This is a genomic window from Mesorhizobium sp. WSM4312, assembly GCF_002294875.1.
Classification (GTDB): domain Bacteria; phylum Pseudomonadota; class Alphaproteobacteria; order Rhizobiales; family Rhizobiaceae; genus Mesorhizobium.
The window spans coordinates 90,588-110,773 of the sequence record NZ_NSFU01000001.1 but is presented as its reverse complement, the minus strand read 5'-3'; the positions used below and the strand labels follow the sequence as shown (position 1 = coordinate 110,773).

18 protein-coding genes are annotated in these 20,186 nt (G+C 64.1%); all 18 read left to right on the top strand.

What is annotated here, in order from left to right:
* Positions 1-45 precede the first annotated feature (45 nt).
* A complete protein-coding gene (locus CK228_RS00535; RefSeq protein ID WP_095786521.1) occupies positions 46-1,140 on the top strand; it encodes an ABC transporter ATP-binding protein in 1,095 nt (364 codons plus the stop codon).
* Between the two features lie 70 nt (positions 1,141-1,210).
* Positions 1,211-2,323: an ABC transporter substrate-binding protein gene (locus CK228_RS00530; protein WP_095770767.1), complete on the top strand. Its 1,113-nt coding sequence runs from the start codon at positions 1,211-1,213 to the stop codon at positions 2,321-2,323.
* A 19-nt stretch (positions 2,324-2,342) separates the two neighbouring features.
* Positions 2,343-3,176 (top strand): ABC transporter permease, encoded by an 834-nt coding sequence (locus CK228_RS00525; RefSeq protein WP_095786520.1) that lies wholly within the window; start codon positions 2,343-2,345, stop codon positions 3,174-3,176.
* Positions 3,176-3,982, top strand: coding sequence for an ABC transporter permease (locus tag CK228_RS00520; RefSeq protein WP_095786519.1), 807 nt, complete (start codon positions 3,176-3,178; stop codon positions 3,980-3,982). Before CK228_RS00525 ends, CK228_RS00520 begins: the two co-directional genes overlap by 1 nt.
* A gap of 102 nt (positions 3,983-4,084) precedes the next feature.
* Positions 4,085-4,804, top strand: coding sequence for an SDR family NAD(P)-dependent oxidoreductase (locus tag CK228_RS00515; protein ID WP_245437939.1), 720 nt, complete (start codon positions 4,085-4,087; stop codon positions 4,802-4,804).
* Between the two features lie 168 nt (positions 4,805-4,972).
* Complete coding sequence (locus CK228_RS00510; RefSeq protein WP_095770763.1) at positions 4,973-5,380, top strand: DUF3168 domain-containing protein; 408 nt, start codon at positions 4,973-4,975, stop codon at positions 5,378-5,380.
* A gap of 173 nt (positions 5,381-5,553) precedes the next feature.
* Positions 5,554-5,853 (top strand): hypothetical protein, encoded by a 300-nt coding sequence (locus CK228_RS00505; protein ID WP_095786517.1) that lies wholly within the window; start codon positions 5,554-5,556, stop codon positions 5,851-5,853.
* A gap of 70 nt (positions 5,854-5,923) precedes the next feature.
* The gene (locus tag CK228_RS00500; protein WP_019857144.1) at positions 5,924-6,589 is read left to right on the top strand and encodes a response regulator transcription factor; all 666 of its coding nucleotides are present in this window, start codon (positions 5,924-5,926) and stop codon (positions 6,587-6,589) included.
* A gap of 40 nt (positions 6,590-6,629) precedes the next feature.
* Entirely contained in the window at positions 6,630-8,000 is a 1,371-nt protein-coding gene (locus CK228_RS00495) for an ATP-binding protein (RefSeq protein ID WP_179295790.1), read from the top strand.
* 208 nt (positions 8,001-8,208) lie between these two features.
* Positions 8,209-8,646 carry a hypothetical protein gene (locus tag CK228_RS00490; RefSeq protein ID WP_095786875.1) on the top strand — a complete coding sequence of 146 codons (438 nt, stop codon included), beginning with the start codon at positions 8,209-8,211 and terminating at the stop codon, positions 8,644-8,646.
* 186 nt (positions 8,647-8,832) lie between these two features.
* On the top strand, positions 8,833-9,972 hold the full coding sequence (gene ccmI, locus CK228_RS00485; RefSeq protein ID WP_095770760.1) for a c-type cytochrome biogenesis protein CcmI: 1,140 nt from the start codon (positions 8,833-8,835) through the stop codon (positions 9,970-9,972).
* Positions 9,973-9,979: 7 nt separating this feature from the next.
* On the top strand, positions 9,980-10,423 hold the full coding sequence (ccmE, locus tag CK228_RS00480) for a cytochrome c maturation protein CcmE (protein ID WP_010915048.1): 444 nt from the start codon (positions 9,980-9,982) through the stop codon (positions 10,421-10,423).
* 5 nt (positions 10,424-10,428) lie between these two features.
* On the top strand, positions 10,429-12,420 hold the full coding sequence (locus CK228_RS00475) for a heme lyase CcmF/NrfE family subunit (RefSeq protein WP_095786515.1): 1,992 nt from the start codon (positions 10,429-10,431) through the stop codon (positions 12,418-12,420).
* Positions 12,417-12,884, top strand: coding sequence for a cytochrome c-type biogenesis protein (locus tag CK228_RS00470; protein WP_095786514.1), 468 nt, complete (start codon positions 12,417-12,419; stop codon positions 12,882-12,884). Before CK228_RS00475 ends, CK228_RS00470 begins: the two co-directional genes overlap by 4 nt.
* A gap of 133 nt (positions 12,885-13,017) precedes the next feature.
* Positions 13,018-14,568, top strand: a complete 1,551-nt coding sequence (locus CK228_RS00465; protein WP_095786513.1) for a Do family serine endopeptidase — start codon at positions 13,018-13,020, stop codon at positions 14,566-14,568.
* Positions 14,569-14,923: 355 nt separating this feature from the next.
* Positions 14,924-15,598, top strand: coding sequence for a response regulator transcription factor (locus CK228_RS00460; protein WP_027046649.1), 675 nt, complete (start codon positions 14,924-14,926; stop codon positions 15,596-15,598).
* Positions 15,599-15,729: 131 nt separating this feature from the next.
* Positions 15,730-17,211: a HAMP domain-containing sensor histidine kinase gene (locus CK228_RS00455; protein WP_095786512.1), complete on the top strand. Its 1,482-nt coding sequence runs from the start codon at positions 15,730-15,732 to the stop codon at positions 17,209-17,211.
* Positions 17,211-20,171 (top strand): bifunctional [glutamine synthetase] adenylyltransferase/[glutamine synthetase]-adenylyl-L-tyrosine phosphorylase, encoded by a 2,961-nt coding sequence (locus tag CK228_RS00450; protein ID WP_095786511.1) that lies wholly within the window; start codon positions 17,211-17,213, stop codon positions 20,169-20,171. Before CK228_RS00455 ends, CK228_RS00450 begins: the two co-directional genes overlap by 1 nt.
* The last annotated feature ends 15 nt before the right edge of the window (positions 20,172-20,186 follow it).

The following is a 20,186-nucleotide window of genomic DNA, read 5'->3' as shown; positions in this document are numbered from 1 at the left end:
CGCCAGCCTGCCTACGATTTCACCTGGGACTGAGGAAGAGGCAGGATGCAGCAACCCGGCCGGGCCGCAGAGATCAAGGCAATTGGAATCGGCAAGAGCTTCGGCTCGTTCCGTGCGTTGGACAATCTGTCGCTCAATATCGGCCGCGGCGAATTCCTGACGCTGCTCGGCCCTTCCGGTTCGGGCAAGACCACCTTCCTGATGATCCTGGCCGGCTTCGTGCAGCCGACAGACGGCAAGCTTTTCAGCGACGGCACCGACATCACCGACCGCCCGGCCGAGCAGCGCGCCGCCGGCATGGTGTTCCAGGGCTATGCGCTGTTCCCGCATATGAGCGTCGAGGCCAACATCGCCTTCCCGCTCAAAGTGCGCAAGAAATCGGCCGCAGACATCAAGAAGCGCGTCGGCGAGATGATCGAGCGCGTCGGCCTGATCGGCCATGAGAAGAAACTGCCCTCGCAGCTCTCCGGTGGCCAGCAGCAGCGCGTGGCGCTCGCGCGCGCACTGGTGTTCGAGCCGGGGGTGCTTCTGCTCGACGAGCCGTTCTCGGCGCTGGACAAGAGCCTGCGCGGCCAGATGCAGGCCGAGATGAAGCGCCTGCACCAGGAAACCGGCACCACTTTCGTCTTCGTCACCCACGACCAGAGCGAGGCGCTGGCGCTGTCTTCCCGCGTCGCCATCTTCAACCACGGCAAATTGCTGCAGGTCGGGGCGCCGGATGAAGTCTACGACCGGCCGGACAACCGCTTCGTCGCCGAATTCCTTGGCGAGATCAACATGCTGCCGCTGAAGGGGGTCAAGCCTGCCGACAATGGCTCGACGGGCCTTTGCGAAGACCGCGCGGTCAATATGCACTGCAAGGCCGAGAAGGTCCGTGGCGACGCCATCCTGGCGATCCGGCCCGAGCATATGTCGATCGCGCGCGAAGCGGCCGCCGGTGAAAACGGCATCGCGGCGACCGCCATTGCCTCGACTTATCTGGGCGCCGCCACAAAGCTCGATCTGACCACGCGCCAAGGCGCGAAGGTGACCGTCTCGGTGCCGAACGAGGTTGCCGCTGCGGCACTGAGCAAAGGCAATTCCGTCTGGCTGACCTGGCCGGCGGAAAAGGGTTTCCTCCTTCCGGACGGAGGACAATGAGCACCGGCGCGGCCTGATCCGCCGCACCGGCTTCCGGACTGAAATCAACGAAAAACAAAGGGGAACTGACATGAACGACACCAAGAAACACGCCATCGAGACGCTGTCCGAAAGGACCAGACGCGGCGAGATCTCGCGCCGCCAGTTCACGCAGCTGGCAGCCCTCGTGCTTGCCGGCACGCCGATGCTGCTGCGCTCGACCGGAGCCTTTGCCGCGGCCAAGGAACTGGTGCTGGTCAATTGGGGTGGCGACGCCATCACCGCCTATGATGCGGCCTATGGTCAGGCTTTCACCAAGGACACCGGCATCACCGTCAAGATGGACGGCTCGGGCCCGACCGAAGGCGCCATTTCGGCGCAGTTCAAGAGCGGCGCGCCGACCTGGGACCTGGTCGACGTCGATCCGTTCTCGGCAATCACCCTCGGCGCCCAGGGTGCGCTCGAGCCGATCGACTACAACATTGTCGACAAGAAGAAGATGCGCCCCGGCTTCGGCTGGGAATATGCCGCCTCGACCTATTTCTTCTCCTACGTCATCGCCTATGATTCCGAGAAATACGGCAAGGACGCCCCGACCGGCATGGCCGATTTCTTCGACGTGAAGAAGTTCCCCGGCAAGCGCTCGCTCTACAAATGGGGCGTGTCGAGCTGGGAAGCGGCGCTTTTGGCCGACGGCATCGCGCCGGCTTCGCTCTACCCGCTCGACCTCAAGCGGGCGCATGACAAGATCGCCGCCTTCAAGGAAAACGTCGTCGCCTACTGGGGTGGCGGCGCCGAGAGCCAGAGCGTGCTGCTCAACGGCGAAGCTTCGATGGCCATCGTCTGGTCAACCCGCGCGTCGCTGATCGAGCAGGATTCCGGCGGCAAGATCAAGTTCATCTGGGACCAGGGCCTGATCTCGCCCGGTGCGCTGGCCGTGCTCAAGAACAATCCCGGCGGCAAGGACGCAGCGATGAAGTTCATCGCCAGCGCGCAGGATCCGCAAAAGCAGCTCGTCATGTTCGACAAGCTCGGCCAGGGTCCGGCCAACCCGGCGGCCGACGCGCTGATCCCCGCCGACAAGAAGCGCATCAACCCCGTCGATCCCGAAAACATGAAGAAGCAGATCGCGCTCGACATGGACTGGTACGCCAAGAACTACGGCGCGGCGCTCGACGAATACACCAAGATCATCTCCGCCTGATCGGCAGCGATGATCTGAGATGAGAGGCGTTCTCTCCGACAGGATGGGCGCGGCGCTGTTGATGGCGCCGCTGCTCCTGTTCCTCGTCCTGGCCTATGCCTGGCCATTTCTCGGCGTGGTGAAGTGGAGCTTTACCCTGCCGACGCCGGGGCTTGGCCAGTATGATGCCTTGCTTACCGACGATCTGGTGCAGTCGGTGTTCATCCGCACGCTGCGCATCGCGGCGATCGTCACGGTTGTGTCGGTCGCCGCCGCCTACGCCATCACGGTCGTCTGGGTGCGCGGCAGCCCGGCGCAGCGTCTCATCGCCGAATTCTGCATCCTGGTCCCGTTCTGGATCTCTGTGCTGACGCGCGCCTTCGGCTGGGTGGCGCTTTTGTCCAATCGCGGCCTGATCAACACCTGGCTGCAGTCGATCGGTTTCATTTCCGAACCGCTGACCCTGGTGCGCAATGAGTTCGGCGTCGTCGTCGGCATGACGCATTTCCTCATTCCTTTCGCGGTCTTTCCGCTGGCGTCCGCCATGCGCAGTCTCGACGACCGCGTGCTGCTTGCGGCGCGTGGGCTTGGCTCCAGCCGCACGCGCACATTCTGGACGGTGTTCGTGCCGATGACACGCTCCGGCATCATCGGTTCGGCGCTGATCGTGTTCGTCTTCTCGCTCGGCTTCTTCGTCACGCCGGCGATCCTTGGCGGCGGCCGCAGCGTGATGATCGCCGAACTGATCTATCTCAGGATCTTCCAGAGCCCGGACTGGGGGCTGGGAGCTGCGATCAGCGTCGTGCTGGTGGTGTTCGTCGGCGCGCTGATGGGGCTGCTGTTCCGCTATGTCAGACCGAAGCAGTTGATCTGATGCCGACCTACCGCCCCGGACCCGTCTCGCTGATCCTCGCCGCCCTTGTGGCGCTGTTCCTGCTGATGCCGTTGCTTGCGGTCATCCCGGTGTCGCTGACGCCGAGCCGCATGCTGGCGATGCCGACCGGCGAACTGTCGCTGCGCCACTATCGCTCGCTGATCGAGGATCCTCGCTGGCTCCAGTCGATCCTGTTGTCGATCCGCATCGGTATCGTCAGCAGCGCGATTTCCACGTTGCTGGCGCTTTGCTTCAGCCTCGGCGTCTGGATGTTCCAGCCGCGCTTTACCGCGGCACTGGTCGGTTTCGTGCTGTTGCCGATGGTTGTGCCGCCGGTGGTCTCGGCGATCACGCTGTACTTCCTGCTGACCTCGATCTCCGGCTTCAGCTCGTTCTTCGGCTACGACACCTGGCTCGGCGTCGCCATGGCGCATTCGGTGATGACGGTGCCTTTCGCCACGGTGCTGATCCTGGTCTCGCTCAGCCAGCTCGACCGCCGCATCGACCTTGCCGCGCGCGGCCTTGGCGCAACTGTCTGGGAGCGCGCCACCCGCATCATCATGCCCAACATCAAGTTCGGCATCATCACAGCAGCGCTTTTGTCCTTCGTGCTGTCATGGGAAGAAATCGGCGTCACCCTGTTCATCACCTCGGTCAACGCCATCACGCTGCCCCGCCTGATGTGGATGGGCCTGCGCGACAATATCGACCCGGCGATCGCCGCCCTCTCGGTGATCCTGATCATCATCACGGTGCTGGTGCTGGCGGTGCGCAGTGTGATGACCAGGCAGAGTGCAGGGCACTAGACAAACCGCACTGAGGCGCAGCCGAGCCTGGCTCGTCTCCTCGACTTCATTCACGATGCGGCGCTAAATATACAAAGCACTGGCGTTTCATGGGAGGTGATGATGTCGGTGACGTATGATTTTGCGGGCCGAACAGCAATCGTCACAGGCGGCGCCCGTGGTATCGGCCGAGCGATAGCCCACAAGCTCACTTTGAGTGGAGCGGACGTCTGGATCTGGGATATTGAGCCCGTCGAGCTTGAAGGCACACGCTCTCTTTCAGTGGACGTGACGAAACGCGAGAGCATCATCCAAGCGCTGACCATCATGGGTGAAGTCGGGGTCGACATTCTCGTCAACAATGCGGGGTGGCTGGGTGGCTATAAGCCGTTCGAGGAATTCGAACCGGCGGAATGGCAGAGAATCCTGCAGGTCAACCTTCTTGGTACGTTCGAGGTAACGCATTGCGTGCTCCCGCTTATGCGACAAGCGGGCAAGGGTCGTATCGTCAACATGGGATCCCTTGCCGGGAAAGAGGGACTGCCGAGCCTTGCGGCCTATTCCGCGGCCAGCGCCGGTGTCATCGCTTTTACCAAAGCACTGTCGCGTGAGGTCAGCGATACCGAAATTCGCGTGAACTGCATCGCCCCGGGTCCGATCGATACGCGCCTTATCCGGGACCTCGGCAATGAGACCGTCGACGCGATGATATCGGCAAGTCCGCTGAAGCGGCTCGGCGATCCGAACGAGGTAGCGGCGCTCGTGGTGTGGCTTTGCTCGGATGCCTGTGTGTTCAACACCGGCGCTGTTTTCGATATGTCGGGCGGCCGAGCTCGATACTGACAGAGATTGCGGAAATCAAAGTCTTATTTTCGAGATCATCGGCGTTCATCATCGCGCCGGGGCGAATCATGCGATATGGCGCAGGCTTGACGAGCGGGTACGCCTCGCGTGAATTTGCCAGTATGACGAAACGCTTGCACAAGGCATGACAGGCGAGGGGGACGATAAATGACCGCGCCCGGCGATTTGCTGCAGGCACTTTTTCTAAGGCTCAAAAGCGATAAGGCGCTGTCTGCGCTGCTTGGTGGCGCCGGGCTGCTCGAACGGGCGACGGAAAATGCCGCTTTTCCCTACGTGACCTTTGGTCAGACCACCGCCTTCGACTGGGACACCGGCGCCGAGAACGACGACGATCAGTTGATTACGCTGCATGTCTGGTCGAAAGCCCATGGTGACGACGAAACCCTTGCCATCATGGCCGCCATCAAGGCCCGCCTTGCCAACGCCGCACTGGTGGTCGGCCGGCGCGGCAAGACGCGGCTGTCGCTTGAATTCACCGAGGCCCGGTACGACGAGGAACTCCTCGTGCATCACGGGCTGCTGCGGTTTCGCGCGCTGACGCAGGATAATGCCTGACACGCTTCCAATCCGGCCGAAACGGAGTCTAGACTGGCGTCTGCGGGATTTCGTCGCGTCGGGGCGTCGAAATCACGGTCGGTCGTTTCGCGTTCATGGGGTGTAGCGGGCATGGTTTTCGCATCGATCACCGTTCATTTCACGTTCAGCACCGATGCGTTACAACGCGGACCATGAAAACGCTTCGCTCCCACTTTCGAACCGCGACCCTGGCGCTCTGTGCCGCCGGGCTGTTTGCGTCGCAGGCGACGGCGATATCGGTGATCGCGCCCGAACAGTCCAGCCCGATCGTCCTGGCCGCATCCGACTGCTACGCGATCGGCCAGCAGGTGGCCGAGCAGAATGGCGGGACGTTGGCCAAGGCCTCGCAGTCGACACGCGGTGGCCAGCCGGTCTGCGTCATCGTCGTGCTGGTGCCTGGCAAGGACGGGCAGCGTCCGCGCCGTTCCGAAATCGTCGTTCCGCAGAACTGACCCACCGTTTCCCAGGCTGCCGGAATCGGCCTATATCTGAACAAGTCCTTCAAAAGGTATCGATCTCCGCATGCGCGTACTCGTCGTCGAGGATGACAAGGATCTCAACCGGCAGATAGCGGACGCGCTGGTCGACGCCGGTTATGTCGTCGACCGTGCCTTCGACGGCGAGGAAGGCCATTTCCTCGGCGACACCGAACCCTACGACGCCGTCGTGCTCGATATCGGCCTGCCGCAGATGGACGGCATCAGCGTGGTCGAGCGCTGGCGCCGCGGTGGCCGCAAGATGCCGGTGCTGATCCTGACCGCGCGCGACCGCTGGAGCGACAAGGTCTCCGGCATCGATGCCGGCGCCGACGACTATGTCACCAAGCCGTTCCACATCGAGGAAGTGCTGGCGCGGCTCAGGGCGCTGATCCGCCGCGCCGCCGGCCATGCCTCGTCGGAACTCACCTGCGGGCCGCTGCGCCTCGACACCAAGGCCTCGAAGGCCGATGTCGACGGGGTGCCGCTGAAGCTGACGTCACACGAATTCCGCCTGCTTGCCTATCTGATGCACCATATGGGCGAGGTGGTCTCGCGCACCGAACTGGTCGAGCATCTCTACGACCAGGATTTCGACCGCGATTCCAACACCATCGAGGTCTTTGTCGGGCGGCTGCGCAAGAAGATGGGCATCGACATGATCGAAACCGTGCGTGGCATGGGCTACCGCATGCGCGAGCCGGAGGCGTAACTCGGAACCGCTCAAACCAACCGCAAGGGCGCCGCTTTCGCTGCGTTTGTGGCCGCGTTCGCTGACGTTCCGCGTGATCGCCTTTTCCACTGTGTGGGCGATCCTGACCCTTGTCGTCATTTTCACCCTGATCACCACGCTCTACCGCCAGGCCAGCGAGCGCGGCTTCGACAGCCTGCTTTCAGCGCATCTGTTCAACCTGATCGGGTCCGTTGGCATTTCCGACACGGGTGCGCTTACCGGCGCCCCGGACCTTGGCGACCTCCGCTTCTCCGAGCCGAATTCCGGTTGGTACTGGTCGGTCGAGCCTGCCTCGGAGGGCGTGCATGGTGACCTTCATTCGTCGTCGATGACGAGCAAAATTCCGTCGCCAAGCGTCGCCGAGGTGCCCTTCAATGCCAGCTTCCAGCGCAGCTATTCGGCCGAAGGCATAGACGGCGAGCAGCTCGAAGTGTTCGAGAGCGAATTCGTGCTCGATGCCAAGAACCGCGCCGCGCGTTTTCGGGTGATGGGCAACCAGAGCGAACTCGAACAGGAAATCGCCACCTTCCAGCGCCGCCTGCTGACTTATCTCAGCCTGTTCGGCGTCGGCATGATCGCCATCAACGCCATTGCCATCCTGCTCGGCCTGCAGCCGCTGCGCCGGGTGCGCAACGCCCTTGCCATGGTGCGCGAAGGCACCGCGCAGCGGCTCGACGGCCGCTTTCCTGCCGAGATCGAGCCGTTAGCCAACGAAACCAACGCCTTGATCGAAAACAACAAACGCATCGTCGAGCGCTCGCGGACCCAGGTCGGCAATCTCGCCCATTCGCTGAAGACGCCGCTTGCGGTGCTGCTCAACGAAGGCAGGGCGCTTGGCGGCGCCAAGGGACAATTGATCGCCGAGCAGGCCGCCTCGATGCAGAAGCAGGTCGACCATTATTTGCAGCGCGCCCGCGTCGCGGCGCAGCGCGACAGCGTCGTCTACCGTACGCCGGTGGCGCCGCTGGTGCAGCGCATGGTGCGGGTCCTGCAGAAGCTCAATCCGCAGACCAGCCTGTCGCTGTCCCTGCCGGCCACCGAGGTCGTCTTTGCCGGAGAGCGCGAGGACCTCGAGGAATTGCTCGGCAATCTTCTCGAAAATGCGATGAAATGGGCAAAAAGCGCAGTCTCGGTCACGGTGGCCCCCCTGGCCGGCAAGGACGACAATCTTTTCGAGATCAGCATCGACGACGACGGTCCCGGCATTCCCGAGGACAAGGCCCGCGACGCGCTGAAGCGTGGAAGGCGCCTGGACGAGACAAAACCGGGAACAGGTCTGGGACTTGCCATTGTCGCCGACCTCGTCAACGAGTATGGAGGCGTTCTCGCGCTCGAACGGTCCGGCCTGGGTGGATTGAAGGCAGTGGTGCGCTTGCGGAGCCTTCAGTGACGCTTCCCCGGACCAACCGACAGCGATGGAAGGCGTTTGTTATGGCGGCATATGGATTGATCCCGGAGCAACGCCGATTGCTCTCGAACTTGCCGGCAGCGGCCAAATTTCCGACAAATATCAATACTATGGCCACGCCTACTTCTCCGATGACGCGGCCCCCGGCGCATCCATGGCAGGCTCCAACTCAAGAAAACCGGTTGTTGGCATGAAGATTCGCGTCGCGCTCGTTTCCGCATTGCTGGCCGTCTCCGGCTGCACCACCTTGAGCGGCAAAGGTCCCACCGTGACGCCGACACCGGCCTCGACGCCTCCGACAAGCGGTAAGGTCACCAAGTCGATCATTTCGGCAATGGACGGCGGCCTGATCGGCGGCTCGATCGGCAATGGCCTCAGCGACGCCGAGAAGCACAGCGCGCTCGAGGCTGAATACAAGGCGCTCGAATATACGACGAGCGGTCAGAAGGTGGCGTGGAAGGGCGATCAGGCTTCGCACTATGGCGAGGTGGTTCCGGCCCAGCCTTATCGCGTCGGTTCGCAGGACTGCCGCCAGTACACGCAGACGGTGTTCACCGGCGGCGCCGGGGTGACGGCGCGCGGAACCGCTTGCCGCAATGCCGATGGCAGCTGGACGCCGCTGACCTGACAGCTCGCATGTCGCCCAAACTGCGCAGCGGTTTTGGGACAACGACATGCACAAACAAAGACCGAACCGGCTTCGATTGGAATCCGGCCGGTTGATGTCGATCAAGGACGTCAGGCGCGCTGACCGTCAAAGCGTCGCAGGATGCCTGTGTTGGCAGGGCAGGGCTCTGTCGTTATTGGAAGAACCATGCTGTTCTGGGTCATAGCCGCGATACTGACGCTCGGCGCGAGCCTGGCGGTGCTGCTGCCGCTGGCCGCAGGAGCCAAGGGCGCGTCATCGAGTGGCGATCACGATCTGGAAGTCTATCGCGACCAGTTGTCCGAGCTTGACCGCGACGCCGGGCGCGGCTTGATCCAGCCGGCCGAAGCAGCCGAGGCGCGCGCTGAAATCGCGCGCCGCATCCTGCGCCTCGACAATGCCGATACGGCCGGCAAGGCATCGGCGCGGCAGGCGTCGGTCACAGCGCGGCTTGTCGCGACCGTGGCCGTGCTGGCGGTGCCGTTGGTCAGCTGGGGTGTTTACAGCCAGATTGGCTCGCCTGACTTGCCGGCGCAGCCGCTCAGCCAACGGCTGGCCAAGAACCCGGCCGACAGTTCGGTCGACGAATTGGTTGCACGGGCCGAGGCCCATCTTGCCGCCAACCCGTCCGACGGCAGGGGATGGGACGTGCTGGCCCCGGTCTATCTGCGGATGCAGCGCTTCTCCGACGCGGTCGCCGCGTACCGCAATGCCATCCGCCTCGACGGCGACAGCGCTGTTCGCCAGGCCGGCCTCGGCGAGGCGATTGCCGGTGCGGCGGGCGGCATTGTCTCCGCCGATGCGCAGGATGCCTTCGAGGCGGCGCTGAAGCTCGATCCCGCCAACGCAAAAGCCAGCTTCTACCTGGCCATGGCCTTGGCGCAGGAGGGACGCAACAAGGACGCGACCACGGCCTGGCAGGCCATGCTGGGCACTTTGCCGCCGGATTCGCCATGGCGCAGCGCCGTGGAGCAGGCACTGGCCAAATCCGCCAATCCCGAAGTCGCTTCCGGTGCGGCCGCGAAGGGCCCCGATGCCGCGGATATCGACGCCGCATCCTCCATGTCGCCGCAGGATCGCGAAGCCATGATCAACACCATGGTCGCGGCTCTCGACGAAAAACTGCGGCAAAATCCGCGCGACGCGGAAGGATGGATGCGGCTCGTTCGTTCCTATGTCGTGCTGGGCAAGGCCGATCAGGCGCGCGAGGCGCTCGGTCGCGCCATTGCCGTCTTTGGCCCGGGCAGCGACGAAGCCAAGAAATTCACCGCCCTTGCCGCCTCGCTCGGCCTGACGGCGACGGAGTAAACGTGTCATGACACGCAAGCAGAAGCGATTGTCGGTCATCGTGGGCGGATTGGCCTTCCTGGGTGCCGCCACCGGGCTGACCTTCTACGCGCTTGGCCAGAAGGCTTCCTATTTCTACATGCCGGCCGACCTCACCACGGCGAGTGTCCAGCCCGGCCAGCGCATCAGGCTCGGCGGTTTGGTCGAGAAAGGCACCATCCAGCGCGGGCAGGGCGCGACGGTCGCCTTTTCGGTCACCGACACGCACAAATCGGTCAAGGTCACCTACACCGGCATCCTGCCCGACCTCTTTCGCGAGGAGCAGGGCGTCATCACCGAAGGCAGTTTCGGTCCGGACGGCGTCTTTGTTGCCGACAGCGTGCTTGCCAAGCATGATGAGCGCTACATGCCCAAGGAAGTGGCCGACGGGCTGAAGGCCAAAGGTGTCTGGCAGGAGAGCAAAAGTGAGTGAGGGGCATGGTTGAAACTGGACATTTCGCCCTAGTCCTGGCGTTCGCGCTTTCGCTGGTGCAGACGATCGTGCCGCTGTTCGGCGCGCGCCTCGACAACCAGCGCCTGATGGCTGTCGGCGGTCCTGTCGCCGTGACTGGTTTCGCCTTGACGGCGCTGTCCTTTGTCGCTTTGGCGAGCGCCTATGCGAACTCCGATTTCTCCGTGGCGAGCGTCTGGGAAAACTCGCATTCGCTGCAGCCGATGATCTACAAGATCACCGGAACCTGGGGCAATCACGAAGGCTCGATGCTGCTCTGGGTGCTGATCCTGACCTTCTTTGGCGCGCTTGTCGCCGCTTTCGGCTCCAATCTGCCGGCGACCCTGCGCGCCAATGTGCTGGCCGTGCAGGGCGCCATCGGCGCTGCCTTCTTTCTGTTCATCCTGGCGACGTCCAATCCTTTCATCCGGCTCAACCCGGCGCCGATCGAGGGCCGCGACCTCAATCCGGTCCTGCAGGATCTCGGCCTCGCCATTCATCCGCCGCTGCTCTATCTCGGCTATGTCGGCTTCTCGATCTGTTTTTCCTTCTCGGTCGCCGCCCTTATCGAGGGGCGCATCGACGCCTCCTGGGCGCGCTGGGTGCGGCCATGGACGCTGGTCGCCTGGATGTTTCTGACTGGCGGCATCGCCATGGGGTCGTACTGGGCCTATTACGAACTCGGCTGGGGTGGCTTCTGGTTCTGGGATCCGGTCGAGAACGCCTCCTTCATGCCGTGGCTGGCGGGCACCGCGCTGCTGCATTCGGCGATCGTCATGGAAAAGCGCTCGGCGCTGAAGATCTGGACGCTGCTGCTCGCCATCCTCACCTTTTCGCTGTCGCTGCTCGGCACCTTCCTGGTCCGCTCGGGCGTGCTCACCTCGGTGCATGCCTTCGCCACCGACCCGGCGCGGGGCGTCTTCATCCTGTGCATCCTGACGCTGTTCATCGGCGGCTCGCTGGCGCTGTTTGCGCTGCGCGCCTCGCGACTGACGGCCGGCGGCCTGTTCCATCCAATCTCGCGCGAAGGTGCGCTCGTTCTCAACAATCTGTTCCTGACCACGGCGACCGCCACGGTGCTCGTCGGCACGCTCTATCCGCTGGCGCTGGAGGCGCTCACCGGCGACAAGATCTCGGTCGGGGCGCCGTTCTTCGACCTGACCTTCGGCCCATTGATGCTGCCGCTTCTCGTCCTCGTGCCGTTCGGCCCGCTGCTGGCCTGGAAGCGCGGCGACGTCATCGCCGCGTCGCAGCGCCTGATGGCGGCCTTCGCCACGGCGCTGGCGGCAATGCTCGTCACCGGCGTGTTTATCGACGGCGCGTCGGTGTTCGCGGCCCTCGGCATCGGCCTGGCTGTCTGGCTGGTCGCCGGTGCGCTGACCGACCTTGCCGTCAAGTCCGGCGTCGGATCGGTCGCGCCATCCGTCATGCTCAGGCGCTTCGCCGGACTGCCGCGCTCGGTCTTCGGCACGGCCCTGGCCCATCTCGGCCTTGGCCTGACCTTGCTCGGCATCGTCGCCACGCTCTCTTTCGGTACCGAGAAGATCCTCACCATGCGCGCCGGCGAGACGGTGGAATTGTCCGGCCATACGCTGCGTTTCGTCGGGCTCTATCCGGCGCAGGGGCCAAACTACAGCGAGGACCGTGGCCGCTTCGAACTGATCGGTGTCAGCGGCAGTCCTGTCGGCGAAATCAGTTCCGCCAAGCGTTTCTATCCGGTGCGGCAGACGACGACGACGGAGTCCGGCATCAGGACCGTTGGTCTTTCCCAACTCTACATCTCGCTTGGCGACGAGGCCAAGGACGGCTCGGTGGTGGTGCGCTTGTGGTGGAAACCGCTGGTGACGCTGATCTGGGGCGGCGGTCTGGTGATGATGGCGGGTGCGGCCATGTCGCTGATGGACAGGCGTCTGCGTGTCGGCGCGCCGTCGCGTCGGCGCAAGCAGGCGAGCGCCGAGGCGCCCGTGGTCCTGTCATGAAGGCAAGGTTCTCCGCCGCGTTGCTCGTCCTGATGCTGGCGCTCGGCTCTGCCGGCACGGCACTGGCGGTGAAGCCTGACGAGATGCTGGCCGATCCGGCGCTCGAGGCGCGGGCGCGGGCGCTGTCGGAAGGCCTGCGCTGCATGGTCTGCCAGAACCAGTCGATCGACGAATCCGACGCCGACCTTGCCCGCGACCTGCGTATCCTGGTGCGCCAGCGCCTCGTCGCCGGCGATACCGACCAGCAGGTCATGGACTATGTGGTTTCGCGCTACGGCGAATTCGTGCTGCTGAGGCCGCGCTTGGACCTGCGCAACGCGCTGCTTTGGGGCACGCCTGTGCTGTTGCTGCTGGTCGGAGGCGTGTTCATCGTGCTGACCGCGCGCTCGCGCCGGACCCTGGCGACAAAGACCCTGTCGGCCGACGAGCAGGCGGCATTGGACGCTATCCTGCACCGCGACTGACGGCTGCCGTCGCCCGCCAACATTACCAAAGTTTCATGTGTCGGAAATGGCGCGGTAATGTGCGTCGCTCTAATTCTCCTTGCCCGAGGATGCCGATCAAGGCGCGTCCCTTTGAAAGAGGATACGAGACCCCATGAATATTGCCCCCAATTCATATTCCCGCACCCGCAAGCGTCTCCTGGCTGCCGCCGCTTCCGTCGCCGTTGCCGGCGTGATCTGCGTTGGCGCGCTGACCAGCGGAACCAGCCCCGTTCTGGCCGATGCCGTACGCGTCGAGGCGCCGCAGGTGCAGGGTTTCGCCGATGTCGTCGAGCGCGTTTCGCCCGCCGTGGTCAGCGTCAAGGTGAAGGCCAAGATCCAGCCGACCGCCGATGATGGCTCCGATGGCCAGGACGGCTTCGACAATCTGCCCAACAATCCGCAACTGCGCCGCTTCTTCAAGGAATTCCGCGGCTTTGGCGACCAGGGCGGCCAGGATGACGAAGGCCATCGCCGCTTCGGTCACCGCGACCGCGGCAATGACCAGCCGCGCCCGGTGGCGCAGGGCTCCGGCTTCTTCATTTCCGAGGACGGCTACCTCGTCACCAACAACCATGTCGTCGAAGAGGGCACCGCCTTCACCGTGGTGACCAATGACGGCAAGGAACTCGACGCCAAGCTGGTCGGCACCGACCCGCGCACCGATCTCGCCGTCCTCAAGGTCGAAGGCGGTGGCAAGTTCACCTATGTCGACTTCGCCGATGATTCCAAGGTCCGCGTCGGCGACTGGGTCGTTGCCGTCGGCAATCCGTTCGGCCTCGGCGGCACCGTCACCGCCGGCATCGTGTCGGCGCGCGGCCGTGATATCGGCGCCGGCCCCTACGACGATTTCCTCCAGATCGACGCCTCGGTCAACCGCGGCAATTCGGGTGGCCCGACCTTCAACCTCAATGGCCAGGTCGTCGGCATCAACACGGCGATCTTCTCGCCCTCGGGCGGCAGTGTCGGCATCGCCTTCGACATCCCTGCCTCGACCGCCAAGCAGGTTGTCGAGGACCTGATGAAGAGCGGCGCGGTGCAGCGCGGCTGGCTCGGCGTCGAAATCCAGCCGGTCACCTCCGACATCGCCGAATCGCTCGGGCTGAAGTCCAACAATGGTGCGTTGGTGTCGAGCGCCCAGGACGATGGCCCCGGCAAGAAAGCCGGCATCACGGCTGGCGACGTCATCACCCAGGTCGACGGCAAGGATGTTGCCTCGCCGAAGGAACTCGCCCGCCTGATCGGCGCCTATTCGCCCGGCAAGTCGGTTGATGTCACCGTCTGGCGCGACGGAAAGAGCCAGGCGATCAAGGTCGATCTCGGCAAGCTGCCGGCCAGCGACAAGCAGGCCTCGAACGATCAGCAGCAGCAGCCCGCGGCTCCGGCAAAGCCTGATACGCTGGCCGATCTCGGCCTCACCGTCACCAAGTCCGAAAACGGCAAGGGCCTTGTGGTGACCGATGTCGATCCCGACAGCGCCGCGGCCGACCGCGGCATCCAGCCGGGAGACATCATCACCGCGGTCAATTCGAACGAAGTGAATGGCACCGAGGATGTCACCAAGGCGATGACCGACGCGGTGAAGTCCGGCCGCAAGGCGGTGCTGATGCAGGTCACCCGCGACAACAACAACCGTTTCGTCGCGCTGCCCGTCGCCAAGGGCTGACAACGACTTTTCCGGTGCGGCGGTATCAAACACCCCCGAGCCGCCGCATGGGAAAGCATGGAGCGGGGTACGTTAGTCAGTCATCGTGCTCTCCTCCAGCGGCAGCGGGCCTCCCATCGCCCGCTGCCGCACATTTTGAAAGCCGCCGGAAAACGCTGCCTCGGGCATGGGCCGTGAGAATGTGATGATTTGCCCGATCATGCCCCGAAGCAGGCATGTTCGGGATGAAGACAACCAGAGAACAAGATTTTATCGCGCGAGACCTCGATCATCTTGATCGCGGCGCGCTTTGGCAAAGGCTAAAATGCAGATGCCGGCTACTCAACCTTCCAGCGAAATCGCGTATAACGGCCCCATGAAGATTCTCGTCATAGAAGACGATCGCGAGGCTGCCGATTATCTGCAGAAAGCCTTCACCGAGGCTGGTCATACCGCTCATGTCGCTGGTGACGGCGAGACCGGTTTCGCGCTTGCGGATGCCGGCGACTATGATGTGATGGTCATCGACCGGATGATGCCGCGCCGCGACGGTTTGTCTGTGATTGCCGGTCTTCGCTCACGGGGCAACACCACGCCCGTGCTGATCCTGTCGGCGCTGGGCGAGGTGGATGACCGGGTCACCGGCCTGCGCGCCGGCGGCGACGACTATCTGACCAAGCCCTATGCGTTTTCCGAACTTCTGGCTCGCGTCGAGGTGTTGAACCGCCGCGCTAGTGCCAAGGAGGCCGAAACCGTCTACCGGGTTGGCGATCTTGAACTCGACAGGCTGTCGCATTCGGTGCGCCGGGCGGCGCGCGAGATCACCCTGCAGCCGCGCGAGTTCCGCTTGCTCGAATATCTGATGCGCCATGCCGGCCAGGTGGTGACGCGCACCATGCTGCTTGAAAATGTCTGGGATTATCATTTCGACCCGCAGACCAATGTCATCGACGTCCACGTCTCGCGGTTGCGCGGCAAGATCGAAAAGGGCTTCGACAAGCCGATCCTGCATACGGTTCGCGGCGCGGGCTACATGTTGAAGGGCGGCTAGAGCATGATCCCGAAAAGTGGGAACCGGTGTTCTCGGACAAACGGTTTCCGTTTGTCCAGAGATCATGCTCCAACAAAGAGCTGGATCAGCATGACGATTCGACCAATCGTCACGCTGATCTAGGCGACAGCATGGCTCTTTCCGTGCCGGCCATCATGAAGACGACGGCAGCGCGACTTTCGGCGCTCTACCTTCTGCTCTTCGCGCTCTGCGCCGTGCTGCTTGTCTTCTATATGACCTCGCTGTCGGCGCGCATGCTGACGGCGCAGACGCAGGAGACCATCAACGACGAAGTGCTGGGCCTCGCCCGCGCCTATCAGCGCGGCGGCCTGCCCGTGCTGGTGCGCGTGGTCGAAAACCGCTCCCGCCAGCCCGGTGCCAACCTCTATCTTATCGCCGATGCCAACGGCCAGATCCTGACCGGCAACGTGCAGAGCCTCGAACCGGGGGTGATCGACACGGAGGGCTGGACGACAGAGCCGTTCTCCTACAAGCGCTTCGGAGAAGGCGAGCTTGACCGCCTGCGCAGCGGAACGTCCGACCAGACGACAGCTCCTGCAACTGGCGACAACGCGGCACGGCAATCCGAAGGCGAGCAGGGCCACAACGCCATTGCGCTGGTGCTGCGGCTGCCCAACCAGATGATCATGCTGGTCGGCCGCGATCTTGGCGAACCGGAGCGCTTTCGTGCCGTCATCCGCCGTGCGCTGACGCTGGCGCTCGGCATGATGGGGCTCGGCGGACTGCTAATCTGGTTCTTTGTCGGCCGCGCCGCGCTGAAGCGCATCGACAGCGTGTCGGAGGCCAGCCGCCGCATCATGGGCGGCGATCTCTCGGGCCGGCTGCCGGTGACCGGAGCCGGCGACGAATTCGACCGGCTTTCGGAAAATCTCAACTCCATGCTGGCCAGGATCGCCACGCTCAACGAAGGCCTGAAGCAGGTTTCCGACAACATCGCGCATGATCTGAAGACGCCGCTGACCCGGCTGCGCAACCGCGCCGAAGCGACACTTTCGGGCAAGCACAAGCCCGTCGATTACCGCCAGGCGCTGGAAGGCACCATCGCCGAGTCCGACCAACTCATAAAGACCTTCAACGCCATCCTGATGATCTCCAGGCTCGAGGCTGGATATTCGTCAGAGCACACCAACCGCGTCGATCTGGCGGCGGCCGTGCGTGATGTCGCCGAGCTCTACGAGCCGGTGGCGGAAGAGGCCGGCGTTTCGCTCCAAGCCGAAGTGAATGGTGCTTTTCTCGTCGACGGCAACCGCGAGCTGATCGGCCAGGCGCTGTCCAACATCGTCGACAACGCGATCAAATATTCGACGGACTCCACGTCCAAGCCGGCCGTTCGCGTGACGCTCGAGCGGACCCATGGCGAGATCAGGCTTTGTGTCGCCGACAACGGCCAGGGCATTCCGGACGATGCCGACCGGGCCCGGGCGACCGAACGTTTCGTTCGACTGGAGAAAAGCCGTTCTCGGCCGGGCTCCGGCCTTGGCCTCAGCCTCGCCAAGGCAGTCATGACTTTCCACTATGGGCGGCTTGATCTCCTGCCTGGCAATCCGGGACTATCCGTGGTCATGAGTTTCCCCGCACGGGAGGATCACTGATGGCTGCGGTTGCGAAACGGACGGTCACGGACTGGTTATTGAAGCCGGTGGTTGGGCTCGCCCCTCTCGACGAAGGCCGGTCGCGGCGGGAACTGGCCGAAATCGCCGCGGCGGCACGCGAAGAAGAGTTGACGCGGCTGGCCAAATTCCTGGCCGGCAAGGGGGAGGGGCAGGATTTCCTGGCCGCCGTCTTCGACCTCTCGCCGTTTTTGCGCGACACGGCGCGCCGCAGGCCTCGTATCCTGGATGCTCTTTTCGAACAACCGGTCGAGGCGCGCCTGGAGGCGATCACCGCCGCGATCGAACAGGCGCCGTTGGCCGACACGGTCTCCGAATCCAGCGTGATGATGGAGCTGCGCCAGTGCAAGGCCGAGGCACATTTCCTGATCGCGCTGGCCGATCTCGCCGGTGAAGCGGAAACGTCGCTGAGCGTGCGGCGGCTGAGCGATCTTGCCGATGCCTGCACGCGTGCGGCCGTCGACTTCCTGCTACGCGACGCGCATGGCCAGGGCAAGCTCAAACTGCGGGATCTCGACAACCCGTCGCTGCAATCGGGCTGGATCCTGCTCGGCATGGGCAAGCTTGGCGCGCATGAGCTGAATTTCTCCTCCGACATCGATCTTGTCGTCTTCTTCGATCCGGATGCGCCCGCCGTGGTCGACCCCCTCGACGCCACGGAGCTGTTCTCGCGGCTGACGCGCCGCTTGGTGCGCATCCTGCAGGACCGCACCGAGCACGGCTATGTCTTCCGCACCGATCTCCGGCTGCGTCCCGATCCCAGTTCGACGCCGCTGGCGATCCCGGTTGAAGCGGCTCTGCGCTATTACGAAGCGCGCGGCCAGAACTGGGAACGCGCGGCGATGATCAAGGCGCGTCCGGTGGCCGGCGATCTCGCCGCGGGCGCCGCCTTTCTCAAGGAATTGCAGCCCTATATCTGGCGAAAATACATGGACTACGCGGCGATTGCCGACGTCCATTCGATCAAGCGCCAGATCCACGCCCACAAGGGCCATGGCGAGATCGCCGTGAAGGGCCACAACGTCAAGCTCGGCCGTGGCGGCATCCGCGAAATCGAGTTCTTCGTCCAGACCCAACAACTCATCGCCGGCGGCCGCTTCCCCGAACTGCGCGGCCGCGAAACCGTGCCGATGCTCGGCCAGCTCGCCGCGCGCGGCTGGATCACTGCCGATGCGCGTGATGCACTCGCCCGCCAATACTGGTTCCTGCGCCGCGTCGAGCATGCCGTTCAGATGGTGGCGGACGAGCAGACGCACACGCTGCCGGAAGACGATGAAGGGCTGGAGCGCATCGCCCGCATGCTTGGCTTTGCCGATGCGGCGGCGTTTTCCCTGGCATTCCGCGCCTCGCTGCAGCAGGTCGAGCGCCATTATGCAGCGCTGTTCGAAACGGCCCCGGAGCTTTCGGCGGGCATCGGCAATCTGGTCTTCACCGGCGATGTCGATGACCCCAACACGCTGCAGACCTTGCACGGCCTCGGCTTCCAGCGGCCGAGCGACATCTGCCGCGTCATTCGCGGCTGGCATTTCGGCCGCTATCGCGTCACCCAGTCGGCGGAGGCGCGTGAGCGGCTGACGGAGTTGACGCCGGCGCTGCTCAAGGCCTTCGGCCAGACGCGCCGGGCGGACGAAGCCTTGATCCGTTTCGACGAATTCCTTGCTGGCCTGCCTGCCGGCATCCAGCTGTTCTCGCTGCTGCAGTCCAACCCGGCGCTGCTCAAGCTGATGGCGACGATCATGGGCGCCGCGCCCCGGCTGGCGGCGATCATCACGCGCCGGCCGCATGTTTTCGACGGCCTGCTCGACCCGGCCTTGCTGACTGAACTCCCCGACCGCGCCTATCTCTCGGCACGGCTTTCCGCCTTCCTGGAAGGCGACAGGGCCTATGAGGAGGTGCTCGACCGGCTGCGCATCTTTGCCTCTGAGCAAAAGTTTCTGATCGGCGTGCGGCTGCTTGCCGGTTCGATCGATCCGGCCCGCGCCGGCCGCGCCTTTTCCGATCTCGCCGATCTCACCATCGAGGCGGCGCTGCAAGCCGTGACCGCCGAATTCGCGGCGCGCCACGGCATGATCGCCGGCGGCGTGGTTTCGCTGCTCGGCATGGGCAAGCTCGGCAGCCGCGAATTGACCGCGGGGTCGGACGTCGATCTCATCCTGCTTTACGACCATGACGCGGACGCCGAAGACTCCGACGGCGACAAGCCGCTGGCGCCTTCCCACTACTACACCCGCATGACGCAGCGGCTGATCTCGGCCGTATCGGCGCCGACGGCGGAGGGAGTGCTCTACGAACTCGACCTGCGGCTTAGGCCGTCCGGCAACAAGGGGCCGGTGGCCACCCACATCGATGCCTTCAAGAAATACCAGCGCCAGGAGGCCTGGACCTGGGAACACATGGCGCTGTCGCGGGCGCGCGCCATTGGCGGCGATGCCGGCCTGTGCGCCGAGGTCGAAGCGGAAGTCGCAGCCGTGCTTGGCCAGCCGCGCGACGCGGCAAAGGTCAAGACCGAGGCTTCGGACATGCGCGCCATGGTCGAGAAGGAAAAGCCGCCGCGCGATCTCTGGGACATCAAGCTGATCCCCGGCGGGCTGATCGACCTTGAGTTCATCGCCCAGGTGGCTGTCATCACCGGGCAGGCCGAGGCCGGGCCGCGTGTCACCGGTACGGCCGAGATTTTGTCCCGCCTCGCGCCTGGCTTCGCTGGTGCCGACGTCAGGCAGGAGCTTGGTGCCGCCTTCGCACTCTATCTGGCGCTGACCCAGATGACCCGGCTGTGCCTCACCGGCCCGTTCGAGCGCGACGACGTTCCGCCTGGGCTTTCGGATCTGCTTCTGGCGGTCACCGACCTGCCGGATTTCGGTGTACTGGAAGCACATCTCAAGGAGACGTCGCAAAAGGTCAGGAAGGACTTTGATCTTTTGCTTCGTGCCGGACGACCATGAAACAGCTGTCGAAGC

What these genes read in the sequence shown, in the direction of transcription:
- CK228_RS00535 (WP_095786521.1), top strand. Translation starts at nt 46, where the DNA reads ATGCAGCAACCCGGCCGGGCCGCAGAGATCAAGGCAATTGGAATCGGC.
- CK228_RS00530 (WP_095770767.1), top strand. Translation starts at nt 1,211, where the DNA reads ATGAACGACACCAAGAAACACGCCATCGAGACGCTGTCCGAAAGGACC.
- CK228_RS00525 (WP_095786520.1), top strand. Translation starts at nt 2,343, where the DNA reads ATGAGAGGCGTTCTCTCCGACAGGATGGGCGCGGCGCTGTTGATGGCG.
- CK228_RS00520 (WP_095786519.1), top strand. Translation starts at nt 3,176, where the DNA reads ATGCCGACCTACCGCCCCGGACCCGTCTCGCTGATCCTCGCCGCCCTT.
- CK228_RS00515 (WP_245437939.1), top strand. Translation starts at nt 4,085, where the DNA reads ATGTCGGTGACGTATGATTTTGCGGGCCGAACAGCAATCGTCACAGGC.
- CK228_RS00510 (WP_095770763.1), top strand. Translation starts at nt 4,973, where the DNA reads ATGACCGCGCCCGGCGATTTGCTGCAGGCACTTTTTCTAAGGCTCAAA.
- CK228_RS00505 (WP_095786517.1), top strand. Translation starts at nt 5,554, where the DNA reads ATGAAAACGCTTCGCTCCCACTTTCGAACCGCGACCCTGGCGCTCTGT.
- CK228_RS00500 (WP_019857144.1), top strand. Translation starts at nt 5,924, where the DNA reads ATGCGCGTACTCGTCGTCGAGGATGACAAGGATCTCAACCGGCAGATA.
- CK228_RS00490 (WP_095786875.1), top strand. Translation starts at nt 8,209, where the DNA reads ATGAAGATTCGCGTCGCGCTCGTTTCCGCATTGCTGGCCGTCTCCGGC.
- ccmI (WP_095770760.1), top strand. Translation starts at nt 8,833, where the DNA reads ATGCTGTTCTGGGTCATAGCCGCGATACTGACGCTCGGCGCGAGCCTG.
- ccmE (WP_010915048.1), top strand. Translation starts at nt 9,980, where the DNA reads ATGACACGCAAGCAGAAGCGATTGTCGGTCATCGTGGGCGGATTGGCC.
- CK228_RS00475 (WP_095786515.1), top strand. Translation starts at nt 10,429, where the DNA reads ATGGTTGAAACTGGACATTTCGCCCTAGTCCTGGCGTTCGCGCTTTCG.
- CK228_RS00470 (WP_095786514.1), top strand. Translation starts at nt 12,417, where the DNA reads ATGAAGGCAAGGTTCTCCGCCGCGTTGCTCGTCCTGATGCTGGCGCTC.
- CK228_RS00465 (WP_095786513.1), top strand. Translation starts at nt 13,018, where the DNA reads ATGAATATTGCCCCCAATTCATATTCCCGCACCCGCAAGCGTCTCCTG.
- CK228_RS00460 (WP_027046649.1), top strand. Translation starts at nt 14,924, where the DNA reads ATGAAGATTCTCGTCATAGAAGACGATCGCGAGGCTGCCGATTATCTG.
- CK228_RS00455 (WP_095786512.1), top strand. Translation starts at nt 15,730, where the DNA reads ATGGCTCTTTCCGTGCCGGCCATCATGAAGACGACGGCAGCGCGACTT.
- CK228_RS00450 (WP_095786511.1), top strand. Translation starts at nt 17,211, where the DNA reads ATGGCTGCGGTTGCGAAACGGACGGTCACGGACTGGTTATTGAAGCCG.